17 protein-coding genes are annotated in these 25,300 nt (G+C 62.6%); 11 read left to right on the top strand and 6 right to left on the bottom strand.

Translation table 11 applies throughout. The features are described from left to right. Nucleotides 1-142: 142 nt before the first annotated feature. Nucleotides 143-562 (top strand): RidA family protein, encoded by a 420-nt coding sequence (locus Q5H92_RS01045; RefSeq protein ID WP_305009609.1) that lies wholly within the window; start codon nt 143-145, stop codon nt 560-562. A gap of 56 nt (nt 563-618) precedes the next feature. Continuing rightward, nucleotides 619-1,569: a bestrophin family protein gene (locus Q5H92_RS01040; RefSeq protein WP_305009608.1), complete on the top strand. Its 951-nt coding sequence runs from the start codon at nt 619-621 to the stop codon at nt 1,567-1,569. 105 nt (nt 1,570-1,674) lie between these two features. Here Q5H92_RS01040 and Q5H92_RS01035 read toward each other — a convergent pair whose 3' ends face one another. Next, a complete protein-coding gene (locus Q5H92_RS01035; RefSeq protein ID WP_305009606.1) occupies nt 1,675-3,417 on the bottom strand; it encodes a T9SS type B sorting domain-containing protein in 1,743 nt (580 codons plus the stop codon). A gap of 475 nt (nt 3,418-3,892) precedes the next feature. Here Q5H92_RS01035 and Q5H92_RS01030 point away from each other — a divergent pair, with 475 nt between their 5' ends. The 3 genes from Q5H92_RS01030 (at nt 3,893) to Q5H92_RS01020 (ending at nt 7,990) form a co-directional block, all read left to right on the top strand. Beyond that, nucleotides 3,893-5,254: an alpha-amylase family glycosyl hydrolase gene (locus Q5H92_RS01030; protein WP_305009604.1), complete on the top strand. Its 1,362-nt coding sequence runs from the start codon at nt 3,893-3,895 to the stop codon at nt 5,252-5,254. A gap of 63 nt (nt 5,255-5,317) precedes the next feature. Further along, nucleotides 5,318-5,614 (top strand): hypothetical protein, encoded by a 297-nt coding sequence (locus Q5H92_RS01025; RefSeq protein ID WP_305009602.1) that lies wholly within the window; start codon nt 5,318-5,320, stop codon nt 5,612-5,614. Nucleotides 5,615-5,848: 234 nt separating this feature from the next. Then, the gene (locus Q5H92_RS01020) at nt 5,849-7,990 is read left to right on the top strand and encodes an FUSC family membrane protein (protein WP_305009600.1); all 2,142 of its coding nucleotides are present in this window, start codon (nt 5,849-5,851) and stop codon (nt 7,988-7,990) included. A gap of 153 nt (nt 7,991-8,143) precedes the next feature. On the opposite strand, the gene Q5H92_RS01015 is transcribed toward Q5H92_RS01020, so the two are convergent. From Q5H92_RS01015 to Q5H92_RS01000, 4 genes are all read right to left on the bottom strand, one after another. After that, entirely contained in the window at nt 8,144-10,063 is a 1,920-nt protein-coding gene (locus Q5H92_RS01015) for a sensor histidine kinase (protein ID WP_305009598.1), read from the bottom strand. Between the two features lie 237 nt (nt 10,064-10,300). Next, complete coding sequence (locus Q5H92_RS01010) at nt 10,301-13,471, bottom strand: PAS domain S-box protein (protein WP_305009596.1); 3,171 nt, start codon at nt 13,469-13,471, stop codon at nt 10,301-10,303. Between the two features lie 363 nt (nt 13,472-13,834). Further along, a complete protein-coding gene (locus Q5H92_RS01005; protein WP_305009595.1) occupies nt 13,835-15,904 on the bottom strand; it encodes a S9 family peptidase in 2,070 nt (689 codons plus the stop codon). 137 nt (nt 15,905-16,041) lie between these two features. Then, complete coding sequence (locus Q5H92_RS01000; RefSeq protein ID WP_305009594.1) at nt 16,042-16,230, bottom strand: hypothetical protein; 189 nt, start codon at nt 16,228-16,230, stop codon at nt 16,042-16,044. A 135-nt stretch (nt 16,231-16,365) separates the two neighbouring features. Between Q5H92_RS01000 and Q5H92_RS00995 the strand changes: the two genes are divergently transcribed. The 4 genes from Q5H92_RS00995 to Q5H92_RS00980 all read left to right on the top strand — a co-directional run bounded on the left by Q5H92_RS00995 (nt 16,366) and on the right by Q5H92_RS00980 (nt 19,531). Further along, nucleotides 16,366-16,620 carry a hypothetical protein gene (locus Q5H92_RS00995; protein ID WP_305009593.1) on the top strand — a complete coding sequence of 85 codons (255 nt, stop codon included), beginning with the start codon at nt 16,366-16,368 and terminating at the stop codon, nt 16,618-16,620. Between the two features lie 28 nt (nt 16,621-16,648). After that, the gene (locus tag Q5H92_RS00990) at nt 16,649-17,377 is read left to right on the top strand and encodes a hypothetical protein (protein ID WP_305009592.1); all 729 of its coding nucleotides are present in this window, start codon (nt 16,649-16,651) and stop codon (nt 17,375-17,377) included. A gap of 25 nt (nt 17,378-17,402) precedes the next feature. Continuing rightward, nucleotides 17,403-18,209 (top strand): SHOCT domain-containing protein, encoded by an 807-nt coding sequence (locus tag Q5H92_RS00985; protein WP_305009591.1) that lies wholly within the window; start codon nt 17,403-17,405, stop codon nt 18,207-18,209. A 125-nt stretch (nt 18,210-18,334) separates the two neighbouring features. Beyond that, nucleotides 18,335-19,531 carry an SMP-30/gluconolactonase/LRE family protein gene (locus Q5H92_RS00980; protein ID WP_305009590.1) on the top strand — a complete coding sequence of 399 codons (1,197 nt, stop codon included), beginning with the start codon at nt 18,335-18,337 and terminating at the stop codon, nt 19,529-19,531. A 105-nt stretch (nt 19,532-19,636) separates the two neighbouring features. Here Q5H92_RS00980 and Q5H92_RS00975 read toward each other — a convergent pair whose 3' ends face one another. Beyond that, on the bottom strand, nt 19,637-20,065 hold the full coding sequence (locus tag Q5H92_RS00975) for an RlpA-like double-psi beta-barrel domain-containing protein (RefSeq protein WP_305009589.1): 429 nt from the start codon (nt 20,063-20,065) through the stop codon (nt 19,637-19,639). A gap of 543 nt (nt 20,066-20,608) precedes the next feature. Here Q5H92_RS00975 and Q5H92_RS00970 point away from each other — a divergent pair. Next, nucleotides 20,609-23,536: a 2-oxoglutarate dehydrogenase E1 component gene (locus tag Q5H92_RS00970; protein WP_305009588.1), complete on the top strand. Its 2,928-nt coding sequence runs from the start codon at nt 20,609-20,611 to the stop codon at nt 23,534-23,536. Nucleotides 23,537-23,637: 101 nt separating this feature from the next. Continuing rightward, nucleotides 23,638-25,296 carry a 2-oxoglutarate dehydrogenase complex dihydrolipoyllysine-residue succinyltransferase gene (gene odhB / locus Q5H92_RS00965; RefSeq protein WP_305009587.1) on the top strand — a complete coding sequence of 553 codons (1,659 nt, stop codon included), beginning with the start codon at nt 23,638-23,640 and terminating at the stop codon, nt 25,294-25,296. The last annotated feature ends 4 nt before the right edge of the window (nt 25,297-25,300 follow it).

Here is a 25,300-nt window from a genome sequence, read left to right as displayed (position 1 = left end):
TAATTTCGTCGGAGATGCGTGCAAATAACGGCATTCAGAACACAGCCTACTGAAAAAACCTTGCCAGCCGGAGCCATTAAATAAGCTGACGTGCGGCCCGGCGTTTTACTTTCGTCCCGTCGCACCTCATTTTACTTTCCGCATGGCCGAGTCCCCCTCCACCTCCCGCGCCCCCGAGCCCGTGGGTGCCTACCCCTACACCCGCCGCGTGGGCAACCTGCTGTTCCTGTCGGGCGTGGGCCCGCGGCAGCGCGGCCAGAACGGCATTCCCGGCGTCGAGGTCGACGAGGACGGTAACGTGCTGCAATACGACTTCGAAAGCCAGTGCCACGCCGTGTTTCAGAACGTGCGCTACATTCTGGAAGAAGCTGGTGCCAAATGGGATGATTTGGTGGACGTCACCGTGTTTCTCACCAACATGAAGGACGATTTCCCGGTGTATAACCGCCTCTACGCCGAGTACTTCGCCTCGGCCCAGCCCTGCCGCACCACCCTCGAAATCAACTGCCTGCCCACGCCCATTGCCATCGAGCTGAAGTGCATTGCGGCCCTGCCGAATTAACCGGACTTTAATTCCGGAACGCAACCACAGGCTTCCTTTTCAGGTTTAGGTAGGCAATGTACATTCGTAAAAACCTCCGTTGGAACGTCGTTTGGCGGCTCACCTGGCGCAGCCTGCTGCTGTTCACCGTTTACAACACCCTGATTTGCCTGCTCTACGGGCCGCTCAATGTGCATTTCCTCGACATTCCGTGGCAGCCGGTGGCGCTGCTGGGTACGGCCGTGGCGTTCTACATCGGGTTTAAGAGCAACGGCTCCTACGACCGGTTCTGGGAAGGCCGGCAGCTGTGGGGCAGCATCGTGAACACCAGCCGCGTCTGGGCCATTCGGGTGTTCGATTTCGTGGACCCCGACAGCGCCGCGAAGTCCGAAATGGCCGTGCTGCACCGCCGCCTGGCTTACCGGCAGGTGGCGTGGTGCAATGCCCTGCGCCTGCACCTACGCCGCCAAACCGCCGAGCTCTGGGACACCGAAGTGGCGCCCTTCCTGCCCGTCGATGAAGCCATTCAGGCCAAGGCCCTCAGCAACCCGCCCACCCACCTGCTGCGCCGCCAAAGCATCGAGCTGCGCGAGCTGTCCGACCGCGGCCTGCTCACCGAGTTCCGCCAGGTGGCCCTGATGCAGACCATTCAGGACCTGTTCAACGCGCAGGGCGGCTGCGAGCGCATCAAAAACACGCCTTTTCCGCGTCAGTTTGCGTTTTTTAGCTTTGCTTTTGTCTGGATATTCGCCGCCATTCTGCCCCTGGGCCTGGTGGAGGAGTTCGACCACCGCGTGGCCCTGGGCCAGTACCACGTCTGGCTGATGGTGCCGTTTTCGGTGCTGGTGTCGTGGGTGTTCAACGTCATCGAAGTGGTGGGCCACACCAGCGAAAACCCCTTCGAAAACGACATCTACGACGTGCCGATGACGACCATCTGCCGCAGCATCGAAATCGACATCCGCGAGCTGCTGCAGGAAACCGAGCTACCTGCCAAGATTGAAGCCGTGGACGACGTGCTGTATTAAGGGCGTTGGTTGGTGGTAAAAAAACAAAAAGGCCGTCATGCTGAGCGCAGCATGACGGCCTTTCTATTGCTGCCCCGTGCCTTAGCAAGACACGGGGCAACGACCTTACTTCACCACTTCAATCCAGGTTTTGTGCAGCTGCTGGCGGCCGGCGCAGTCGGCGTATTCTACCTGGTAGTAGTACATGCCGGCGCTGTTGTCTTCGGCTTTCCAGCCCTTGGCGGCGTCATAGCCTTCGTACACCTTGCGGCCCCAGCGGTTGAACACGCGGATGTGGTAGCCCGTCACGTCGCTGATGGTGAGCTTCAACTCATCGTTCTTGGTGTCGCCGTTAGGCGTGAGCACGTTGGGGAAAGTGGGCAGCGCGTCGCTTTTCACAGTGAGGGCGGCCGTGGCCGTGGCCGGGCAGGCGCCGCTGCTGGTGTAGCTCACGGTGTAGTTGCCGGCCGTGGAGCTGCCCAGGTCGATGGCGCCCGTGCTGGGGTTGAGCGACAGCCCGGCTGTGCTCGTGAACGTGCCACCCTGCGGCGAGAAGGTGGGCGCGCCGGTGGTGCCCACGCGGCAGAACGAGGAGCCTGGGTAAGCCAGCGCGGCCACCGTGCGCACCAGCGTGATGGACGTGGAGGCCACCGCCTGGCAGGAGTTCGGAATGGTGTAGGTCACGGTGTAGGTGCCGGGCGTGGAGGTGGACAGGTTCACGGCGCCGGTGGCAGCGTCGAGCACCAGGCCCGTGGTGCTCGTGAATATGCCGCCCGTGGGGGTAAAGGACGTGGGCAGCGCCGTTTGGGTGGGGCCGCCGGCATTGCCCTGGCAGAAGGGGCCGGCCGCGTAGGTCACCGTGGCCACGGTGGGGGGCACGGTCACGTTTACTACCGTCGAGTTGCTCGACTGCAAGCGGCAGGTCACCACGGCCCGGTACTGGGTGCTCACGGTGGGGCGCACCGTGAAGAAGGTAGTAGTAGCGCCCGCAATGTCGGTAAACGTAGTGCCGCCATTGGTCGAAGCCTGCCACTGGTAGGTGATGCCGCCCGTGGCCGAAGCGCCCGTGAGGCCCAGCACCACCGGCAGGCCGGGGCACACCGTAGCGGGGCTGGCCACGGCTGTGCCGCCGGTGGGTACGCCCAGGCAGTTCGAGCCCAGGCTGATGCCCATTACGTTAAGCACCGGGTCGGTGGAGGTTTTTGTCACGCTCACGCTTTGTACCGAGCGGCTGTAATTGCTCACGCTCAGCGTCAGCCGCACTTCGTAGATGCGCGGGTCGTTGGCCGGGTTGTCAATCACGTCATCGGGCCGGTTCACGCGGCTACCCACGATGATGGCCGGCGTGATGGTGCCCCCGAACCAGTCCGGTACCACGATGTTGTTGAACGTCTGGCTGGTACCATCGGTGAAGGTGACCACGAAGGTTTTTCCAACGGTGTTGCCGTTGCCTTCGGTGGCCAGCACCATCACCTCGCTGCAGGGCTGCGGGTTGGTGAGGGTGAGGGTGCCGGAACTGGCGCCGTCGATGCGCAGCGAGTTATTGCCGGTGAACGGGCCCATTTGGTAGGTGAGGCCCGGCGTGCTGATACTGGTGATGAGGCCCGACGGCGGCAGGGCGCGGGTGGGGCGCTGGCCCGAGGGGTTCACAAAGTTGGTGGTGGCAAAGCACCAGCGTACCGCCGAGTTGCCGCGGTCCACGGTGTTGGTAGTTTGGCTGGCCACGGTGCCGGCACCTTCGGCCACCACGTCGGCAGTGTAGCCGGTCACGGCCGCGGGCACATACACGGTTTGCGCCCGAGCGGTGCGCAATGCCCCCGCGCCCAGCAGGGCTAAAAGGAAGGCCAGATGCGTAATTTTTGTTCTCATTGGGTGATGAGGGGGTGAAAAAATGAAGGGGTGGTGAAGAAAAGGTGTTGAAAAGTTGCTTACTGCGGGCAAATTAGCCACAATAAACGTTTAAGCAGCGACAATTTTCATGCCTGCATTCGGATTCTGCTAGGGTGGAGCTTGCGAACGGGATATTTTTTTCTGCGGCCCGCCGTCTTTCGCCGGGCGTTATGGCCTCCAAGCTGGTGAAAAGTCGTTTTTGGAGGCTTGGCTGGTGAGCTCAGCCGCAAACCCTTACCGGGCCGGCCCCCAAAAAGAAACTCCCCTTTCCCTGCGCCATGCCCAACCGGCGCCCAGTTCGGCCCACGCCACCGCCGCGTCGGGGCGGGGCACGGAGGCTTTCCCCCGGCAAACTGGCCGGGACTGGGCCGGAGTGGCCGGGAAAGGAGAAGCCCGTCAGAGCCACCGTTTTCAGGCCCGCTAATTCTATACAAATACTTGCTTATTTTTGGTAATGAACCACCGCTTCCGGCTGCTAACCTGGCTGCTACGCCCCCAGCCGCTGCTGTATCTGCTGCTGCTGGGCTGCCTGTGGGGCAGCTGCAAGCACAACCCACCCGAGCCGCCTGCGCCGGAAGTAAACATCAGCCCGCTGCCCGCGCTGGCAGCCCGCGACGCGGTCCTGTATGAGGTGTTCGTGCCCGATTTCAGCGCCGCCGGCACCTTTGATGGGATGCTACCCCGGCTCGATTCACTGCAAAAGCTGGGCGTGAACACGCTTTGGCTGATGCCGCTGCACCCCACGCACGGCTCCCCCTATGCCGTGGACGCCTACGCCGCCGTGAACCGCGAGCTGGGCGACCTGGCCGCCTTCGACCGGCTGGTGGCCGCCGCCCACCAGCGCGGCCTGCGCGTGCTGCTCGACTGGGTGGCCAACCACACCTCGTACTACCACCCCTGGATTCAGCAGCACCCCGACTGGTATACCCGCGACGCCAGCGGCCAGATTGTGCACCCCAACCCGCAGTGGACCGACGTGGCCGACCTTAACTACAGCCGCCCCGAACTGCGCCAAGCCATGACGGCCGCCATGAAAACCTGGGTGACCGGGCACGCCATCGACGGGTTCCGCTGCGACGCGGCTGACCTTGTGCCCGACGACTACTGGCAGGCCGCCATCGCGGAGCTGCGCCAGGCCAACCCCAACCTGTTTTTCCTGGCCGAAGGCAGCCAGACCAGCCACTACGCCGCCGGCTTTCAGCTCACCTTCGGCTGGAATTTTTATAATGCCCTGCAGCGCGTGGTCATCAACCAGGCCCCGGCAGCTGCGCTGGCCGCTGCCCACAGCACCGAACTGCAAAATGTGCCCGCCGGCAGCTACCGCCTGCGCTTCACCACCAACCACGATGAGGTGCAGGCCGGCGCACCCGCCGCGCGCTTCGGCAGCGAAGCTGCCGCCCGCGCCGCCTACGTGGCCACGCTGGCTTTCGGCGCCGCGCCGCTCATCTACAACGGCCAGGAGGCCGGCGACCCGGCCCAGCTCAACAGCCCCAGCCGCACACCCATTCGCTGGAGTAATGACCCCACGGCGGGCACTTTCTACCGCGGCTTGCTGGCGGTGTACAACGCCCAGCCGGCCTTGCGCTCCGGGCCGGCCGAGTATTTCGACCAGGCGCCCGGCGCCGTGGTAGTGCGCCACCGCTTAGGCGCGCAGGAAGTGCTGGTGCTGGTGAATCTGCGCAACAGCGCCGTCTCGGTGCCGCTACCCGCCGCGCTGCAAGGCGCAGGCTGGACCAATGCGCTAACCAAAACGGCCGTGGGCAGCCCCGCCGCCGTGCCGCTGGCCGCCTATGGCTACGCAGTGTGGCAGCGCTAAACCCAACCGCCAACTTCAGGGCGCCTGGCAACTACGGCGGGCCTTGTGCGTAATTTTGGCGTGATGAAAGCCTTATTATCTGCCTGGAATCGGGGGCGTCGCGGCGCGTGGGTAGCCGTGCTGGCGTTGGCCCTGCCCGCCTGCCAGACCAACCAGCAACGCCTTGCCCAACTCGAAGCTACCCAGCAGCAGCAAGCCCGTGAGCTGGCCACCCTGCGCCAGCAGCTAGCCGAAAAAGAGGAAGAAGTTGCCCAGCTCGAAACCTGCGTCGACGACCTGGAAAGCGCCGTGTATGAGGACGAAGGCGACTCCGCGGCTTATGACGACGAGGACGGGCGGCCGAACACGACGACGCTGTAGGGCCGGGGCAAACAGCTGGGTATCGTCTGTCATCCTGAGCATTCTGCGAATCAAGCAGAGACGAAGGACCTTATCGCGCCTGTGTCGAATGAAGAACTGTGGATTGTTCTCGCTTGGTTAGGTCCTTCGTCTCTGCTTGATTCGCAGAATGCTCAGGATGACAGACGATACCCAACTATCAACCCATTTGCCCCGGCTTCCCGTTTATTCGCAGCCAGTCCGCCGCTTCTCCGAATGAACACCTACTCCCGCCGCCTTCGCTATTTCCTGTCCGGGCAGCATTTTTCCGATGGGGTCCGCACCACGGTTTCCATCCTGCTGCCGGCGTTGCTGCTGGCTCAGTGGGGGCATTTCGACCTTGGCCTTACCATCTCGACCGGAGCCGTGTGCGTGAGCGTGACCGACACGCCCGGCCCCGCCGCCCACCGTCGCAACGGCATGCTGGCCGCCCTGGCCCTGGTGGTGGTCACGTCCCTGCTCACTAGCGTGGCCGCCCTCAACATCTGGACGCTGGCCCTGGAAATCGGGGTACTCAGCTTCGGGCTGACCATGCTGCTTGTCTGGGGCGCGCGGGCCGGGGCCGTGGGCACCGCCGGCCTGCTCAATGTGGTGCTGCTGCTGGCCCACCCGCCCACGCTGGCCATGGCGCTGCCCCACGCGGGCCTGCTGCTGCTGGGCGGCCTCTGGTACGCGGGCCTGGCCATGGTGGCCTACCAGGTGCTGCCCTACCGGCCCGCGCAGCAAGCGTTGGGCGAGAGCATTCACGCCTTGGCTCGCTTTCTGGAGCTAAAAGCCACTTTCTACAACCCCGCCACGGCCCTGGATGACGACTACCGCGCCTTGGTGGCCCAGCAGGTGGTGGTGAATGAAAAGCAGGAGGCCGCGCGCGACATCATGTTCCGCACCCGCCAGATTGTGAACGAAACCACCAGTACCGGCCGCCGCCTGGTGCTCACCTTCGTCGAAACCGTAGACTTGTACGAGCGGGTGACGGCCGGCTACTACGACTACGCGGCCGTGCGCGCCAGCTTTGGCCGGAGCGGGGTGCTGCCCTACATTTCCACCCTCATCCGCCACATCGCCACCGAGCTCGACCACCTCGGCGTGGCCATTCAGGCCAACCGCCCCTACGACGGCCCGGGCCCCGACCTCAGCGACGAATGGATGCGCCTGCAGGCGCGCATCAGCACCCTCGACAACGAGGCCGAGGGCAACAAGCGGGTGCTGAAGAAAATCTTGGTCAACCTGCGCGACATCATCCGGCGCGTGGGCAACATCCGCCGCTATTTCGATGAAAGCCTGACGTCGGCCGACGTGCCCAGCCGCGCCGCCGAGCACACCCGTTTCGTGGCCCACCAGGAAATCGAAACCCAGGCCCTGAGCCAGAATTTCACGCTGAAATCGGGCGTGTTCCGCCACTCCGTGCGCATGACATTGGCCTGCCTCACGGCCTTTGGCATCGCCGAGGGCCTCTGGCACGGCCAGCACAACTACTGGATTCTGATGACCGTCACCATCATGCTCAAGCCCGGCTTCAGCCTCACGCGCCAGCGCAACCAGGAGCGCATCATCGGCACGCTGGCGGGCGGGGCGCTGGGGGCCGCCATCCTCTGGCTGCTGCCCTGGACGGAGGTGCGCTTCGGCGTACTGGTGGTATTTATGGTGCTGGCCTACAGCTTCCAGCGCACGGTGTACCTGGCCACGGTTGTTTTCCTCACGGCCTATTTGCTCATCATGTTCAGCTTCCTGGGGCTGAACTACATCGGCGTGGCCGAGGAGCGAATTACGGATACGCTAATTGGCTGCGCCATTGCGTTTTCGGCGGGATATTTCCTGTTTCCGCGCTGGGAATCGGAGCAACTCACCGACTATATGGCCGCCGCCCTGCGCGCCAACCTGGCCTACCTGCGCCAGCTGGCCAACCGCTTGGCCGGCCGCCCGCTGCCGCCGCACGAGTACCGCCTGCTGCGCAAAGACGTGTACGTAAGCGGAGCCAACCTCGCAGCCGCCTTTCAGCGCATGCTCACCGAGCCCAAAAGCAAGCAGCACCGCCCCACCGAAACCCACGAATTTGTGGTGCTGAACCACATTCTTTCCTCCAACATTGCCGCCCTCACCGGCACCCTCCGCGAGGCCGCGCCCGCCGTGCCGCCCTTCGCCGCCGAGGGCCGCCGCGCCCTCACCAGCGCCGCCGCTGCCCTCCAGAAAAGTATAAGCTGCATTGCGCCCGCCACCCCCGAGCCCAGCCCCGAGTTGCTGCCCACCGCCCCCGAAGTGCCCGCCGATGCCGACGACAGGTCGCTGCTAGAGCAACTCACGTTTCTGCAGAAAGTGAGCGGGGACATTGGAAAGATTACGGAGGTGCTGGTGAAGTAGGGGACTTTCGCCGGGCGCAACCCAGAAAGAACGTTATGTCGAGCTTGCCGAGACATCTCGCGTGGGGTAGTAAATCCTGCCGATTGGATTACTTCGGCACGCGAGATGTCTCGGCTGCGCTCGACATGACGTTCTTTTTATTACACTCAACCCTCAGCACGGCAAGCTCACCACCACCCGCGTGCCCACTTCCGGCGTTTCGATGCGAACGCTGCCGCTCAGGTAGGCGGCGCGGGTGCGCACCCCGCGCAGGCCGATGCCGGTGGTGGGGGAGTCCTCGCCGCGCCCGAAGCCGCGGCCGTCGTCCTGCACGCAGATTTCGAGGGCGGCCAGGCGGCGGCGCAGCTGCACCTGCACGTGCTGGGCCTGGGCGTGGCGCACGGCGTTGTTGAGCAGCTCGGCCACGATGCGGTAGGCGGCCGACTGCACGGCGGAGGGCAGGTGGTCGAGGTCGCCGTCGAACTGGGTGGCCACATGCGGCGTGCCGTTGAGGTTGAAGGCGTCGCAGAGGGCCGCCACGGAGGTGCTGAGGCGGTTGGTGCCCGGCGCGGTGGGCAGCAGCGCGTGGCTGAGCTGGCGCACCTGCCCGTAGAGCTGGCCCAGAATTTCCTCGGTGAGCAGGCCGATGGTGGCGGCGTTGGGGGCGGCGGCCAGGGCGTCGCGCACGGCGTTGCTTTGCCAGGCCATGTGCAGGGCGGCCAGGTTGGGGCCCAGGGCATCGTGCAGCTCGCGGGCCAGCTGTTCACGCTCGGCATCCTGGGCGGCGATGAGGCGGGCGCCTTCGTCGTTGCGCTGCTGCAGGCGCCGGATGCGCAGCTGGGCGTTCTGGCGCAGCGTGTGGCGGAAGCGGCCGGTGAGTAGGGCGCTCAGCACCAGCAGCTCGGCAAAAAGGCCCCACGCCAGTGTATTGGGGTAGATGGGATTGAAGCTGCTCAAGCCTAAGTGGTTCAGCCAGAAAATGCCGTAGCCCACGAAAAAGAACAGGTAAGTCAGCGCATAATAGGCCGCCAGCCGCCGCCGGTGCCGGGTCAGAAACGCCGTTATCAGCGTCACCCAGCCGTAGCCGAACACCAGCACCATGAGCATTTCACGGCCGAAGTTCAGGGCTTCCACCAGCGGCAGGCTGTGGCGCACGGCCCACGGAAACAGCACCGCATACCCCGCCACCAGCCCCACGGCCCCGCCCGCCAGCCAGGTGCCGGCCCGGTAGAGCCGCCGCCGCTTAGGCAGCCGCAGAAACAGCAGCATGATGCGAATGCCCGCCGCCCCGGCCAGAATCATGAAGTTATACTGCCCCACCGACCACAGCAGCTGGTAGAGCCAAGTGGGCAGCAGCATGGCGTCCAGCCCGTCTTCCATCATCAAAAACAGCGTCACGGCCACCACGTAGGCCACGTACCAGAGGTGAATCCGGTCGCGCAGAAAGGCAAATAGCACGAGGTTGAACAAGGCGCTGCTCAGGTAGAAGCCCAGCAGCCACACCCAGTGCCGCTCAAACGGAAAGCCCATTTCCCAGGCCAGAAAATGCTCAGTGGTTTCGATGTAGGTGGGCAAATACACGCCGCCGGTGTGCACGTCAATCCGGAGCAGCAGCACCGCCGCCTCGCCCGCGTCCAGCTCGAACGGAAAGCTGAGCGAGCGGGCCGGAAACTGCCGGTCGGCCGCCGACACCCACGAGCTGGCCGCGCCGATGCGGGTGTATGTCGTTTCGCCCGGGCGGCGGCAGTACAGCGCGGCACTGTCGGCGAAGTTGAAAATGCCCCACACGAAGCGCAGGCGCCGGGCCTCGGTGTTGCGCACCGGCAGGCGCAGCCACACGCGCTGGTGCAGCAGGCCCAGATTGAGGGTTTTGTGCCAGGGGCCGGGGCGGAAGCGGCCGGCGCGCCACTGGGCTTCGGCCTGCTCCGGGCCGGGCGCGATGCCGAAGGGCTCGGTGTAGTAGCGGTAGGCTTCGGAGAGGTGCGGGCCTTCGGGGTCCTTCAGCAGCAGCGTGTCGCGGAGGAGGTGCGGGGCCTCCGCCCAGGCGGTGCCGGCCGCCCACAGCATGAGCACGACAAATAGGCAAAACCGCATAGGCAGATAATTAAAGGCTGCTGAGCCGGCAAATAGCAATTAATTCATCAAAAAATCATTTTCGAGTGGCAGGTATTCTAGAAGGTTGCCAGCACGTCATGCAGAGCGCAGCGAAGCATCTTTACCGCAGCAGTAAATCCAATCGACCGGATTTACTACTGCGGTAAAGATGCTTCGCTGCGCTCTGCATGACCGTTTTTGATTGTCTTAAATAGCTTCGAAGCAAGAAAACCGGGCCTATGCCTGCGCCCGCACGCCGTGCAGCGTCTGCGACAGTCGCTGGAGCTTCTCTTCCAGTTCGGCGGCAGCCTGTTCGCACACGGTTTCAATCTTCAGAAACAGGCGGTGGACCTCGGCCAGATTTGCGGCGGTGGCCCCGGTGCCGTCGGCATCGGCCAGTAGCAGGCCGGCCAGGGCCTGCAATGCCTTGGCGTTGTCCTCGAATTTGGGGTTGATGCCCATGGTGGCAAAAGTGGGAATGATGGAGTGCGTGGCCGATTTCAGGGCCCGCCACTCGTTTTCTTCAATGGCCTTTTTCATGGTTTGCACCAGCGGCGGAATCTCCTGCAAATACAGGTATATCATCTCGGCCATGCGCGCGTCGGTCTTCGTGACGCGGCGCAGGTACTCGAAGTTGACGCAGGTGCGCGGGGCGGCCACCACGGCCTCGATGGCTTCCACCACCGCTTCTTTCTCGTAGCCCGAGCTTTTCAGGTACTTGATGATTTTGCCGTAGAGCAGCTTGTCGTCGATGGGTTTGGAGATGTAGTCGTTCATGCCCACGGCCTTGCATTTCTCCACGTCCACGGTGGTCACGTCGGCCGTGAGGGCGATGATGGGCACCGTGGACTGCAGCACCGTGCGGATGTGGTGGGTGGCCTCGAAGCCGTTCATGACGGGCATCTGCAGGTCCATCAGCACGATGTCGAAGTGGGTGGTGGCCATTTTCTCGATGGCAATCTGCCCGTTGCCGGCCACTTCCATCGCAAAGCCAAAATCCTCCAGCAAGGTCTTCATCAGCAGCTGGTTGAGGGCAATGTCTTCCACCACCAGGATGCGGACGTCCTTGAAGCCGGCTTCCAGCTCCACGGTCATGTTCGATTCCGCGTCGGCCTTTTCCAGGGTTTTGTTGAAGCTCAAAATGAAGCTGAACGTGGAGCCCTGGCCCACCTTGCTTTTCACGCTGATGGTGCCGCCCTGCGGCTCCACCAGGTTTTTCACGATGGCCAGGCCCAGGCCCGTGCCGCCGTACAGGCGGCTGGTGTCGCTGGTGGCCTGCTGAAACGTGTCGAACACCGTGCCCAGCTTGGCCTGCTCGATGCCGATGCCGGTATCGGTCACGGCAAACTCCAGGATGACCTTCTCCGCGTCCTGCACCAGCATGCGCACGCCCACCGTGATGCTGCCTTCGCTGGTGAATTTCACCGCGTTGCTCACCAGGTTCAGAATAATCTGGTGCAGGCGCACGGGGTCGCCCACCACCACTTCCGGAATTTTCTCGTCGTATTCCATCACCAATTCCAGGTTTTTTTCCTGAATCTTGGTTTCGAACAAGTGCACCATGGCCGCCACCGAGGCCGAGAGCTTGAACGGAATCTGCTCGAACGTCATGCGGCCGGCGTCCACCTTGGCCAGGTCCAGAATGTCGTTGATGAGCACAATCAGCGTGTCACCGCTCAGCTTGATGGCCGTCAGGTATTCCTGCTGCTTGTCGGTGAGCTCCGTTTTCAGCACCACCTTCGTGAAGCCGATGATGGCGTTCATGGGCGTGCGGATTTCGTGGCTCATGTTGCTGAGAAACTGCTGCTTGGCCTTCACGGCGTCCACGGCCGTTTGGGTGGCGCTTTCGGCCTTGGCCTGGGCTTCCTCGGCCAGCACGGTGGCGCGCTCGGCGGCTATTTTGGCCTCGGTCAGCTCGGTGGCGATGCGCTTCTGGTCGGTCACATCGCGCGCCACGATGACCACGCCCAGCACGTGCCCCTCGTCGTTCTTGTACACCGAGCCGTTGAACAGCACGTCGGTCAGCTTGCCGTTTTTGTGGCGCAGCGTGAGGGGCGAATCGGCCACGGTGCCCTTGGCAAACACCTCCTGGTACACTTCGCGGGCCATCTGCGGCTCGGTGAAATAGGCGAAGAAATCGGAGCCAATCAGCTGCTCGCGCTCAATGCCGGTGATGTACACCGTGGCCGAGTTCATGTCCGTAATCTTGCCCTCGGGGCTGATGGTTACCAGCGGGTCGCGGCTGGCCTCAATTAGGCTGCGGGCGTAGTTGGCAATGCGCAGCTCGGCCGCGCGCTTCACCTTCTCGTCGTTCTGAAACGCCAATTCCTTATTGGCAATCACCAGCTCGGCCGCCCGCTTCTCCTTCTCGTCGTTTTGGAACGCCAGCTCGATGTTGGCAATGCCCAATTCAGCCGCGCGCTTCTCCTTCTCGTCGTTCTGGAAGGCCAATTCGGTGTTGGCAATGCTCAGTTCCTGTGCCCGTTTCTCCTTCTCATCATTCTGAAATGCGAGTTCGGTGTTCGCCACACTCAATTCCTGCGCCCGCTTTTCCTTCTCGTCGTTCTGGAACGCCAATTCGGTGTTCGCCACACTCAATTCCTGCGCCCGCTTTTCCTTCTCATCATTCTGAAACGCGAGTTCGGTATTGGCCACGCTCAATTCCTGGGCCCGCTTTTCCTTCTCATTGTTCTGAAACGCCAGCTCCTCGTTGGCCACGCTCAGCTCCTGGGCGCGCTTCTCCTTCTCGTCGTTCTGGAACGCCAGCTCGGTGTTGGCCACGCCCAGTTCCTGGGCGCGCTTCTCCTTCTCATCATTCTGAAAGGCTAGCTCCGTGTTGGCAATGCTGAGCTCGGCGGCCCGCTTCTCTTTCTCGTCGTTCTGGAAGGCCAGCTCCTTGTTGGCAATCACCAGCTCGGCGGCGCGCTTCTCCTTCTCATCGTTCTGGAAGGCCAGCTCTTCGTTGGCAATGCTCAACTCGTCGGCCCGTTTCTCCTTCTCGTTGTGCTGAAAAGCCAGCTCCTTGTTGGCCAGGCTGAGCTCGTCGGCCCAGTTTTTTTCGGCCACTTCGCGGGCCACCAGCACGGCGCCCAGCACCTGGCCCAGCTCGTCCTTGTTCACGGTCCCGTCCAGCAGCACTTCGGCCAGGGTGCCGGTGGCGTGGCGCAGCGTGCAGGGCACGTTGGTCATCTCCTGGTGGTCGAGCACCGCGCGGTACACCGCCCGCACCGCCGCCGGCTCGGTGAAGTAGCCAAAGAAATCGGAGCCCATCAGGGCCTCGCGGCTGGCGCCGGTCAGCTTCACGGCCGCCTCGTTGGTGTCGATGATGTGTCCCCGCAAATCCACGGTGACCAGTAAATCCTGGCTGGCTTCAATCAGCTGGCGGTAACGCTTTTCGCTTTCCTTCATGGGGTGGACTGGCCCAGAAGGCAAGTTGCTTTTATTGATAATGCGGTGGACTGGTTTGGCGGCAGAGCAAAAAGGCGTCCATATCCTGAAAACCCCGGTATACCACAGGCAGCTATGAGATGAATCCTAAATAATTGTTTTTCAGAAAAATAGCCGTCATCTAAGGTAGCTGTTTTTAGCTGGCCCACGCCTGCCATAGCCGGCTTTGCGCACGGTCGCACCGTCATCGGCCTGATGGTTAATCCCGTCCGAAATCAGATTAATCCGGGCAAGCTGTCCGGCCCGCGGAAAACCGCGCATCTCAAAAAGCCAACAGCCCGTTTGGCGTGGCCAAACGGGCTGTTGCAATCCTGCTACCGGGCGCTACTTCGCCGCCGGCCCGCCGGGCTTGAGCGTGCGACCCAGCCAATCGAAAAACACGCGCTGCCACAGAATGGCGTTTTGCGGCTTGAGTATCCAGTGGCCCTCGTTGGGGAAGTAGAGGAAGCGGCTGGGAATGCCGCGCAGCTGCGCCGTGCCAAAGGCCTCCATGCCCTGCCCCTCGGGCACCCGGAAGTCCTTGCCGCCGTGGATGACGAGCATGGGCGTGTCCCAGTTTTTGGCAAACATTTGCGGGTTGAACTCGGTGTAGGATTTCGTGGGGTTGGCGTCCCAGGGCGCGCCGCCCATGTCGTGTTTGGCGAAAAACATTTCCTCAGTGCTGGGGTACCAGCTGGTGAGGTTGTAGAGGCCGCAGTGGGCAATGAAAGTTTTAAAGCGGCCTTCGTGTTTGCCGGCCAGGTAGTACACCGAGTAGCCGCCGTAGGAGGCGCCTACGCAGCCGCGCCGGTCCTTGTCCACGTAGGGCTCCTTGCTCACGTCGTCGATGGCCGCGAGGTAGTCCTGAATAGGCTGGCCGCCCCAATCGCCCGAAATGGCGTCGTTCCACTGGCGGCCGAAGCCGGGCAGGCCGCGCCGGTTGGGCGCCACCACGATGTAGCCGTTGGCCGCCATCAGCTGGAAGTTCCAGCGGTAGCTCTGGCTTTGGGTGATGGGGCTTTGCGGGCCGCCCTGGCAATAGAGCAGCGTGGGGTACTTCTTGCTGGCGTCGAAATCGGGCGGGTAAATGACGTACACCTGCATCTGCTTGCCGTCGGTGGTGGTCACGCGGCGGTCTTCCACCCGGCCCATCTTAATGCCGGCCAGCTCCTGCTGGTTGATGGTGGTAAGCGGGGTTTCCCGGCCGGTTTTCAGGTCGAGCCGCACGATATCGGCGAAGGTGCTGAGCGTGGTGCGGTTGGCCACGGCTTGGTCTTTCCCGACTAATTCAAACGAGTTGTAGTTCTGCGCGCCAACCGTCAGTTGACGGATTTTGCCGCCCTTGCTGGGTACTGCAAATAACTGCTCGGTGCCTTCCACCACGCTCAGGAAGTAGATGGTTTTGCCGTCGGCGCTCCAGCGCACGTTGGCCGCGCTCAGCTCCGAGCCCTTGGTGATGTCCTCGCGCTTTTTGCTGGCGAAATCATACACCATGATGCCGTTGCGGTCACTCTCGAAGCCCGGCGTGGCCATGCTCAGCCAGGCCACCATCCGGCCGTCGGGCGAGAAGGTGGGCTCGGTGTCGTAGCCGCCCAGGCCCTCGCTCAGGTTCACGGTTTGCTGGTTGTGGATGTCGTAGAGGTAGATGTCGGAGTTGGTGCTTTCGGCCTCGGCCTTGCCCGTGAGCTTGCGGCTGGTGTAGGCCAGGCGGTAGCCATCGGGCGAGAAAGCCAGCTGCTCCGAGCCGCCGTCGGGCATCAGGGGCGAGTCGAACTTCTCGCCGGCCATCACGTCCTTGCCGTAGCCGGTGGGCCGGCCGTCGGCCCCGAGGGGCTGGAAGAAAACGTGGCTGGCCAGGTGGTCGTCCCACACGTTCCAGTGGCGGTAGTTCAGGTCGTCGATGATTTTGGCGTCGGCCTTGGGCAGGTCCGGGAACATATCCAGCGTGCCCGGGCTCGATTTCACGTCCTGAGTATAGAGGATAAAATTGGCCTTGGGCGCGTATTTCAGGTTACTCAGGCCCTGGTCGGGGAAGTCGCTGAGCCTGGTTTTGCCGCTGCCGTCGGCACTCATCACATACAGCTGGTCGTTACCGCCTTCGCCCGAAATGAAGGTGAGCTTGCCATCGGGCCGCCAGTTCAGGGTATTTTCCGAGCCGGGTGTGTCGGTGAGTTTCCGGGCCGGGCCGCCGGCCACGGGCACCGTCCAGATGTCGGCGTTGCCTTTGTTGTCGGCCAGGCTGTATTTGGTGACGGTATAGGCAACGGTTTTGCCGTCGGGCGACACCTGCATTTCGCCCAGGCGGCCCAGCTGCCAGAGCTTTTCGGGCGTGAGCACGCCGGACGGTGGGGGAGGGGTTTGGGCGGCTGCCGCGAGTGGGAGCAGGGCCAGCGCGCCAAGAAAGAGCTTGTTCATGCCCGAAAATTACGGGCCGCCGGCCGATGAAAGGCGTAGCTGCCGTTCAGCCACAAAAAAGCCCCGCCGGACTTAACCGGTGGGGCTCTTCAAGTGGCATTACGAACCACGGGGCTGCGCATAGGCGCACTCAATAGCTACTTGCTGTTCTTTTTACGGCCCGAGCCGCCGGGAAGTTTCCCGCCGCCGTCCTGTTTGTTCACTGTGGCCCAGGCGCGGGCTTCGGCTTCTTCCTCGGGCACGCCCTTCTTCTCGTAGCTTTCCTCGATGTGCTCTGCCTGGCGTTTCTGCTTGTCGGTGTACTTCGACTTATCTCCCTGTGACATGGCGGTGATGAATGAAAAGTGGAAAGGAAACGGCCCGCGGCGCCGGGCCACGGCTGGTTTTACGCCGCCGGCCGCCGGGGAGTTAGGTGGAGCTTACTATCTTCGCCCCGGTTCTGGCCATTCAAAAATCAATTCATGCGCCACGTCGCCGACATTCCGCACCCCGCCGTCAAAATCACGCTGCTGGCCTGGAACGGCAAGTTTCTGCTCAAGCTGGAGCAGGGCAACCTCGAACAAACCTATAAAGTGGCCGAGCTCGACCTGCTCACCGGCTCCGACGCCGAAGCCCGCGAATTGCTCGACGACGAGTTCCTGGCCGCCGCCATTGCCCGCTTCCAGGCCATGCGCGCCGACCTGCAGGCCGCCTTCGACCGCCACGAGCTGCGCTAGCCGCGCCATCCCTCACCTCACCTTTCTCATGCAAAAAATCTATTTCCTCCTGCTGCTGCTAGCCGGCTGGCTGGCGCCCGCCCTGGCCTCGGCCCAGCTCTACGACGTGCGCCCCGGCGAAGTCAACTACAACAAGAAGTCCCGCCCGGCCCTTAAGGTGCAGGTCGATGGCAAGGCCACTGACGTGCGCGAGTTTCTGCAGGACTGGATGAAGTCGAGCTACAACGTGAAGTTCAAGACCGGCGGCGTGCTGGGCATGGGCAAAAGCGACGTGCTCATGGCCAAGCAAACGCCCGCCAGCACGGTTTCGGGCAAGCTCGTCGACCTCTACGCCACCATCGTGGCGCCGTCGGACTCGGTGGCGGAAGTCATGATTTTCGGTGGGTTCGACGACAACACGTTCTTCGACCCCAGCAGCACCAAAACCGAGTACGAAGCCCTGCGCGCCATGACGCAGAACTTCGCCGGCGCCGTGCGCCTCAAGGCCTACCGCGACATGATAGCCGAGGCTGAGAAGAAGCTCAAGGCCACCGAAAAGGAGAAAGAACGCCTCGAAAAAGAGCAGGCCGCCCTCAAAAGCAACACCGACGCCAACCTGGCCCGCATCGAAGAGCTAAAGAAAAAGAACATCGAAAACCTGGTGCAGTCGCGCGCCGACTCGGCCGCGCAAGTCAAAAACAAGGTGCTGCTCGACGACAGCCGCCTGCGCCTGCAGCGCCGCCGCGACCGTCTCTCGGCCCTCGACCGCAAAAACTAGCCCCACCGCCGGCCGTATTCTGGTAATGGACAACCCCAATTCCTCGCCCCTCGACACCCTGCGCCAGCTAAAGGAAATGCTCGATGCCGGCGCCCTCACGCCCACCGAGTTCGAAGCCCTGAAGCAGCGCCTGGTGTTTCACGACGGCGCCGCGTCGGCGGCCCCCGCCACGTCGGCGCCAGCCGCCGCCGTGCCCGAGGCGCCTGTCGTGCTGCCGCCCGCGCCGGCCCTGGAAACGCCCTCGCCCATGTTTGAGGACCTCGGGACGGCGGTGCCGCCCACCGCACTACCCACTTCCGGCTACTCCGCACCGCTCGCCGACAGCGAGCCCGAACCCGAAGAGCCGGCCTTCATTCCACCCGCCGTGCGCCGCGCCCTCGAAGCCGACAGCCCGCCCGCTGCGCCCCCGCTGCCGCCGCCCGCCGTGCCATCGCCAGGACTAGCCGCGGCCGACGCGGGCTACGTGGCCGATGAATTCCCGGAAGGCACCGCGCCGGCCGCCCGCAGCCCGCTGGCACTGATTTTATCGATTGGGGGCCTGCTGGCCTTGCTCGGGCTGGTGCTCTACCTTTCGCTCAACCGCCAGCCGTCGGAGCGCCTGTCCAGCACCAGCCTCACGCCCGCCGACACCCTGGCCGCGCCCATCGAAACCGGTCCCCAGGCCGAGCAGATGCCCCAGCCCGTGGCCGCCCCCGAAACCATCCGCCTGGCGCCCACCAACCCCGCCCCGGCGCTGCCCTCGCGCTCGGAGATGGAGCAGAAAGCCGCCGCCGTGCGCGACTCGGCCGTTCAGGCTCCCGCAGCTGTTTCGGATTCGGCTGCCCGTCAGTAGTTCCTGGTTTCTACTGTCTGGGTTGATTCGATTTGCGTCAACGTGCGCATCAGCCGGCCGTATGTAAAGCCCCAACCTGTCCGGTTGGGGCTTTTTGCTTTCCTTTCCACCCCATCTGTTTTTTCATGTTTGCTTATCGCATCACCACCATCGGGAGCGCCGCCGCGCTGGCCGTCGCCGGCCTGCTGAGCGGCTGTTCGTCGCCTTCCAATAACGCCGATACCGCGGCCACCGCCGATTCTTCGGTTGCGACCGACGCTGCCCGGGCCGGTACTGCCGCTGGCGCGCCCGCCAACTCGCCCCTGCAAGTGGTGGCCGAATTCAACGACCCGCAAATGGTGGGCGTGGCCGTGGCCCCCGGCGGGCAGGTGTTCGCTTGCTTCCCGCGCTGGGACTGGAATCCGTCCTTCCCCATCGCCAAAGTGGGCCCCAACAACACCCTCACGCCCTATCCCAACGCCGGCTGGTGCACCTGGAACGACTCCGTGAAGTCGGAGCCGCTCAAGCACTGGATTTGCCCGCAAAGCGTGTTCGCCGATAAATCGGGCATGGTCTGGGTGCTCGACCCCGCCTCGCCCGGCTTGAAATTCACCGTGCCCGGCGGCCCCAAGCTGGTCAAAACCGACCCCAAAACCGGCCAAGTGCTGCTCACCATTCCTTTCTCCGAAATCGTGGCCCCGCGCAAGTCCTACCTCAACGACGTGCGCATCGACCTGCAGAACAACTACGCCTACATGACCGAATCGGGCCTGGGCGCGCTGGTAGTTACCGATTTGAAAACCCTGAAATCGCGCCGCCTGCTGGCCAGCCATCCATCTACCAAAGCCGTGAAGGGCCTCGTCATCAAAGCCGAAGGCCACCCCATGCTCGACCTGCAGGGCAAACCTGCTCAGTTCAACGCCGACGGCATCGCTCTGAGCACCGACAACGCCTACCTCTACTACTGCCCGCTCACCGGCCACACCCTCTACCGCATCAAAACCGCCGCCCTGCGCGACGCCGCCCTCACCGAAGCCCAACTCGGCCAGCAGGTTGAAACCGTGGGTGAAATCCCCGGCACCGATGGCCTCGAAATCGACGCGGCCAACAACGTGTACCTCACATCTTTCGAGAACAGCGCCCTCATGCGCCGCACCCCGGCCGGTAAAATCGAAACGCTGGTAAAGGACTCACGCCTGCAGTGGCCCGATACCTACAGCTTCGGCGCCGACGGCATGCTCTACGTCACCAATTCGGCCATTCACAAAACCCCCAACTGGAACAAGGGCGTGGGCCAGCCCCGCGAGCCCTTCCGCATCTTCAAGATGGCCCTACCCAGGTAGCAGGTAAAGAGGTTGCTCAATCAAACAAAAAGCCGCGCCATTATTGGCGCGGCTTTTTGTTTGGCTAACGATAAAGCTAAGATAATGCGAGCTCGGGCACTGCGGTCAGCGGGATGCTACCTTCTGAATCTTAACGCCCTTGGTGAAAATGTCGAGCTTTTCGCTCGGGTGCGCCAGGATGTCCATGCAGTGGCGGTGGCGGCGGTTCATGGTATCGTGCACCGTGTACACGCCATCGAGTTTGGGCGAGATGCCGCGCACCCGCACCTTGTCGCCGTAGTTGAAGTGGCCGCCCCAAGGCTTCAGCAGGTCCCTGGAAAGGGCCATCCAGCGCTTTTTGGTGCCAAAATGCCGCTTAATGCGGGAGTTATCGGCCGTAACGAAGGGCTCATTGTCGGTCTGGCCGGGCACTGCTTCATATATGGTGGCCGTCACGGTGTAGGTAAGACGGTGGGCCACCATCTTTTTGGCTTTGGTAGCGCTGGTTTTGGCAGTGCGGCGGCTGGTGCCCCGCGACCCAATAAAGGCGCGCATACCAGAAGCTTCCGCGAGCGGCGCGGCGCTGAAAAGAGGGGATATAAGCGTAGTAATTGCTAAAAACGCTTCTATAAATAACCTTGCATTGTGCATCTATTAGGAGTTCATAAGGCCGCCATTCCAGCCCGGCGGTATAGGCAAGCCCTTGCTTTTTAGGCAAAGACGGAAAAGTAAAACGGCAGAAGGGGGGCATAAGTTTGCTAAAAATAAATTATCCAATTGCTAACGGCCTTAGAGCGTCTGTAGCGAAGGATATAGTAAAAACTTTATAGAAAAAGCGAGGATGCACTTGGCGCTTCATTCATTTTATCAGGTATGGTAAGCACCGGCCATGTCCGCCGCGAAACCAGCCTATGGGTAAGCACAACTGCAGACATCCCGCGAAATTTGATAAATTGACCACGAAAGACACTTGCTCAATCAGTTATGGTGTGAATATATCTGATTGATTTGCAAGTTTATTCGCGAAACCGAATGTAAGTTTTTAGCTGTGTATGAAGCTAGTTACATTTGTGCAGCCTTACCCAAGCTCCTTTATCCATGGACGCATACTCGTATATCGCCAACGCCGACGCGGCGGCCATCGAAACCCTGTACCAAGCCTACCAGCAGAATCCGGAATCGGTTGATTTTGGCTGGCGCAAGTTTTTTGAGGGTTTCGATTTCTCGCAGCAATTCCCCGAAGGCGCCTCCGTGCTGCCCGGCGTGGCCGCTCCCGCCAATGGCGCGGCTTCCACTAACGGCGCTGCCACCAAAGCAGCCCCCGCCGCTCCGCAGGCCGACGACTACGGTGTGCTCAACACCCCGGCCTCGACCAACAATGCTCCCGCCGGCCTGAGCAGCGGCGAAGTATCGGCCGACAAAGAGACGGCCGTGCGCAACCTCATTCACGCCTTCCGAAGCCGCGGCCACCTGCGCGCCAAAACCAACCCGGTGCGCGAGCGCAAAGACCGCAAGCCCCGCCTCGACCTTGCCGATTTCGGCTTGGGCGAAGCTGACTTGGATACGGTATTTAAGAACGGTGAGGTGCTGGGCCTCGGCGGCCAAGCCAAGCTGCGCGACATCGTGGCGGCCCTGGAGAAAATTTATACCGGCGCAATCGGTTTCGAATACATGTACATCCGCGACCCGCAGGTGCTGGACTGGTTCCGCGCCAAAGTGGAGAAGGACTCGCTGGCTTTCAACCCCGGCGTGGAGTACAAGAAGCGCATTCTGAAGAAACTGAACGAGGCTGTGGTGTTTGAGAACTTTCTGCACACCAAGTTTTTGGGGCAGAAGCGCTTCTCGCTCGAAGGCGGCGAAACGACCATTCCGGCGCTCGATGCCATCATCGGCAAGGGCGCGGAGTTGGGCGTGAAGGAAGTGATGATTGGCATGGCCCACCGCGGCCGTCTCAACGTGCTGGCCAACATCATGGGTAAGACATATGAGCAGATTTTCAGCGAGTTCGAAGGCACGGCCGTGCCTGACCTGACGATGGGCGACGGCGACGTGAAGTACCACATGGGCTACTCGTCGGAAGTGGAAGCCAGCGGCGGCCAGAAAGTCAACCTAAAACTGGCCCCCAACCCCTCGCACCTAGAGGCGGTGAACCCGGTGGTGGAAGGCTTCGTGCGGGCTAAAATCGAGCACCAGTACGGCGGCGACTACCACCAGATTCTGCCCATCCTCATCCACGGCGACGCGGCTTTGGCCGGCCAGGGTATTGGCTACGAGCTGACGCAGATGTCGCAGCTCGAAGGCTACAAGACGGGCGGCACCATTCACTTCGTGATTAACAACCAAGTGGGTTTCACGACGGATTTTGAAGATGCCCGCTCGTCGATTTACTCGACGGACCTCGCCAAAATCATCGATGCGCCGGTGGTGCACGTGAACGGCGACGACCCCGAAGCCGTGGTATTTGCCGTGCAGCTGGCCACCGAATACCGCCAGCAGTTTCATGCCGATATCTTCATTGACATGGTGTGCTACCGCCGCCACGGCCACAACGAGTCGGACGAGCCCAAATTCACCCAGCCCACGCTCTACAACATCATCTCGAAGCACCAGAACCCGCGCGAGGTGTACAACGCCATGCTGGTGCAACGCGGCGACGTGGACGCCGAGCTGGCGGCCCAGATGGACAAGGACTTCCGTGACATGCTCCAGGCCCGCCTGGATATGGTGAAGCAGAAAGCGCTGCCTTATAAGTATCAGGCCCTGGAAAACGAGTGGCGCAGCCTGCGCCGCAGCACGCCGGAAGACTTCGAGCAGTCGCCCGAAACCGGCATCTCGGCCGAGGTGGTGGAGAAGGTGGCCAAGGCGCTGACCACGATTCCCGAAGGCTTCAAGCCAATCAAGCAGATTGATAACCTGCTGAAGGAGCGCCGCAAGATGTTCTACGAAACCCGCGTGCTGAACTGGGCCGCCGGCGAACTGCTGGCTTACGGCTCGCTGCTGAGCGAAAAGCACATTGTGCGCGTGAGTGGCCAGGACGTGCAGCGCGGCACGTTCTCGCACCGCCACGCGGTGCTGCACGATGCCGAAACATCGGCGCCGTACAACTCGCTCAACTTCATGGAGGGCGAAAATGAGAAGCTGAGCATCTACAACTCGCTGCTGAGCGAGTACGCAGTGCTGGGCTTCGAATTCGGCTACGGCATGGCCAACCCCACGGCGCTGGTGATTTGGGAAGCCCAGTTCGGCGACTTCGCCAACGGCGCCCAGACCATGATTGACCAGTTCGTGGTGAGCTCCGAGAGCAAGTGGCAGCGCATGAACGGCCTCGTGATGCAGCTGCCCCACGGCTACGAAGGCCAGGGCCCGGAGCACTCCAACGCCCGCCCCGAGCGGTTCCTGCAGCTCGCGGCCGAGAACAACATCGTGGTGACCAACATCACCACGCCGGCCAACTTCTTCCACGCCCTGCGCCGCCAGCTCACGTGGAGCTTCCGCAAGCCGCTGGTGGTGATGTCGCCGAAGTCGATGCTGCGCCATCCGCTGTGCGTGTCGCCGGTGGAAGAGTTCACCAGCGGCCGCTTCCGCGAGGTGCTGGGCGATGATTTTGCCGAAGCCAAAAAGGTGAAGCGCGTGCTGCTGTGCTCGGGCAAAGTGTATTACGACCTGTTGGAAGAGCAGCGCAATTCCGACCGCAAGGACGTGGCCATCGTGCGCCTGGAGCAGCTGCACCCCTTCCCCAAAAAGCAGCTTGATGCCGAGCTGGCCAAGTACGGCAAGGCCAAAATCTACTGGGTGCAGGAAGAGCCGGAGAACATGGGCTACTGGAACTTCATGCTGCGCTACATGCGCCGTGAATTGGAGGACGTCATTGCCCGCAAGGCGTCGGCCTCGCCGGCCACGGGCTACAATAAAATCCACGTGAAGGAGCAGAAGGACCTGGTGGCCCGCGCCTTCGACAAACCCAAAGAAGCCGTGGCCGACAACAACATCGAAGCCACCGCCGAAATCGCCAAAAAGCAGGACTAGCGTTTCTTCTTTGCGATAAGCGAAGCGTCCTTTTTCCGCATATATATAATGGGCCGTGCTGCCCAACCTTCTCAAAACTTCTCTTTCCGCCACCTAGCTCTATGGCCCTCGAAATCAAAATTCCCGCCGTTGGCGAATCCATCACCGAAGTCACCATTGCGAAGTGGCTCAAAAAAGACGGCGACGCCGTGAAGCGCGACGAGGTTATCGCCGAGCTCGAATCGGATAAAGCCACGTTTGAGCTGCCCGCCGAGGCCGACGGCGTGCTGAAAATCCGCGTGGCGGAAGGCGAAACCATCGGCATCGGTACTGTAATCGCCGATTTGGACGGTACCGCTGGTGCTGCTCCCGCGCCGGCCGCGGCTCCGGCCGCTCCCGAAGCTGCTGCGCCGGCTGCCGCGCCCGCCGCCGACCCCATCGCCAAGGGTGAAGAAAACCCCGCCGCCAGCGACCAAGCCGGCTACGGTGGCAAGCCGGAAGGTGGTGCTGCTCCGGCCGCTCCCGCTGCTGTCGCCTCAGCCGCTCCCGCCGCTGGCGGCGGTGGCTCGGTCGAAATGAAAATTCCCGCCGTAGGCGAATCCATCACGGAGGTGACGGTGGCCAAGTGGCTGAAAGAAGACGGCGCCCAGGTGAGCCGCGACGAGGTGATTGCCGAACTGGAATCGGACAAAGCCACCTTCGAGCTGCCCGCCGAAGCCGCCGGCACCTTGCGCCACGCCGTGAAGGAAGGCGAAACCATCAGCATCGGCGCCGTGATTGCGCGCATCGAAGGCGGTAGCGGCGCGGCGGCTGCGGCTCCGGTTGCCGCAATGGCCACGGCTCCCGCCGCTGGCGGCGCGGCCACTTATGCCACGGGTGTGCCCTCGCCGGCCGCTGGCAAGATTCTGGATGAGAAAGGCATTGCGGCTGGTGACGTGGCCGGTACCGGCCGCGACGGTCGCATCACAAAGGAAGACGCCCAGAACGCCCAGGCCAAGCCGGCCGCTCCGGCTCCAGCTGCTGCCCCGGCCGCCGCTGCTCCTGCGGCAGCTCCCGCCGCCGCACCGACTGCCGGTGGCAGCCGCGAAGTGCGCCGCGAGCGCATGAGCAACCTGCGCAAAACGGTGGCCCGACGCCTCGTGACGGTGAAGAACGAGACGGCTATGCTCACCACGTTCAACGAGGTGAACATGCAGCCCATCATGGACCTGCGCAACAAGTTCAAAGACAAGTTCAAGGAGAAAAACGGCGTGGGCCTCGGCTTCATGTCCTTCTTCACCAAAGCGGTGTGCATTGCCCTGAAAGAGTGGCCCGCCGTGAACGCCCAGATTGACGGCACCGACATCGTGTACTCCGACTTTGCCGACATCAGCATCGCCGTTTCGGCCCCGAAAGGGCTGGTGGTGCCCGTGATTCGCAACGCCGAGCAGCTGAGCTTCGAGGGCATCGAGAAGGAAGTGGTGCGCCTGGCTGGCCTGGCCCGCGACAACAAGCTCACCATCGAGCAGATGAGCGGTGGCACGTTCACCATCACCAACGGTGGCGTGTTCGGCTCCATGCTCAGCACGCCCATCATCAACGCGCCGCAGTCGGCCATTTTGGGCATGCACAACATCATTCAGCGCCCCATCGCCGAAAACGGCCAAGTGGTGATTCGCCCCATGATGTACCTGGCCCTGAGCTACGACCACCGCATCATTGACGGGCGCGAGTCGGTTTCGTTCCTGGTGCGGGTGAAGGAGTTGCTCGAAGACCCGACGCGCATGATGTTCGGAGTATAATTCC

It is taken from the genome of Hymenobacter mellowenesis (assembly GCF_030581005.1).
GTDB classification, from domain to species: Bacteria; Bacteroidota; Bacteroidia; order Cytophagales; family Hymenobacteraceae; genus Hymenobacter; species Hymenobacter mellowenesis.
The sequence above is the reverse complement of the archived record's forward strand: the minus strand, read 5'-3'. Positions and strand labels throughout refer to the sequence as shown.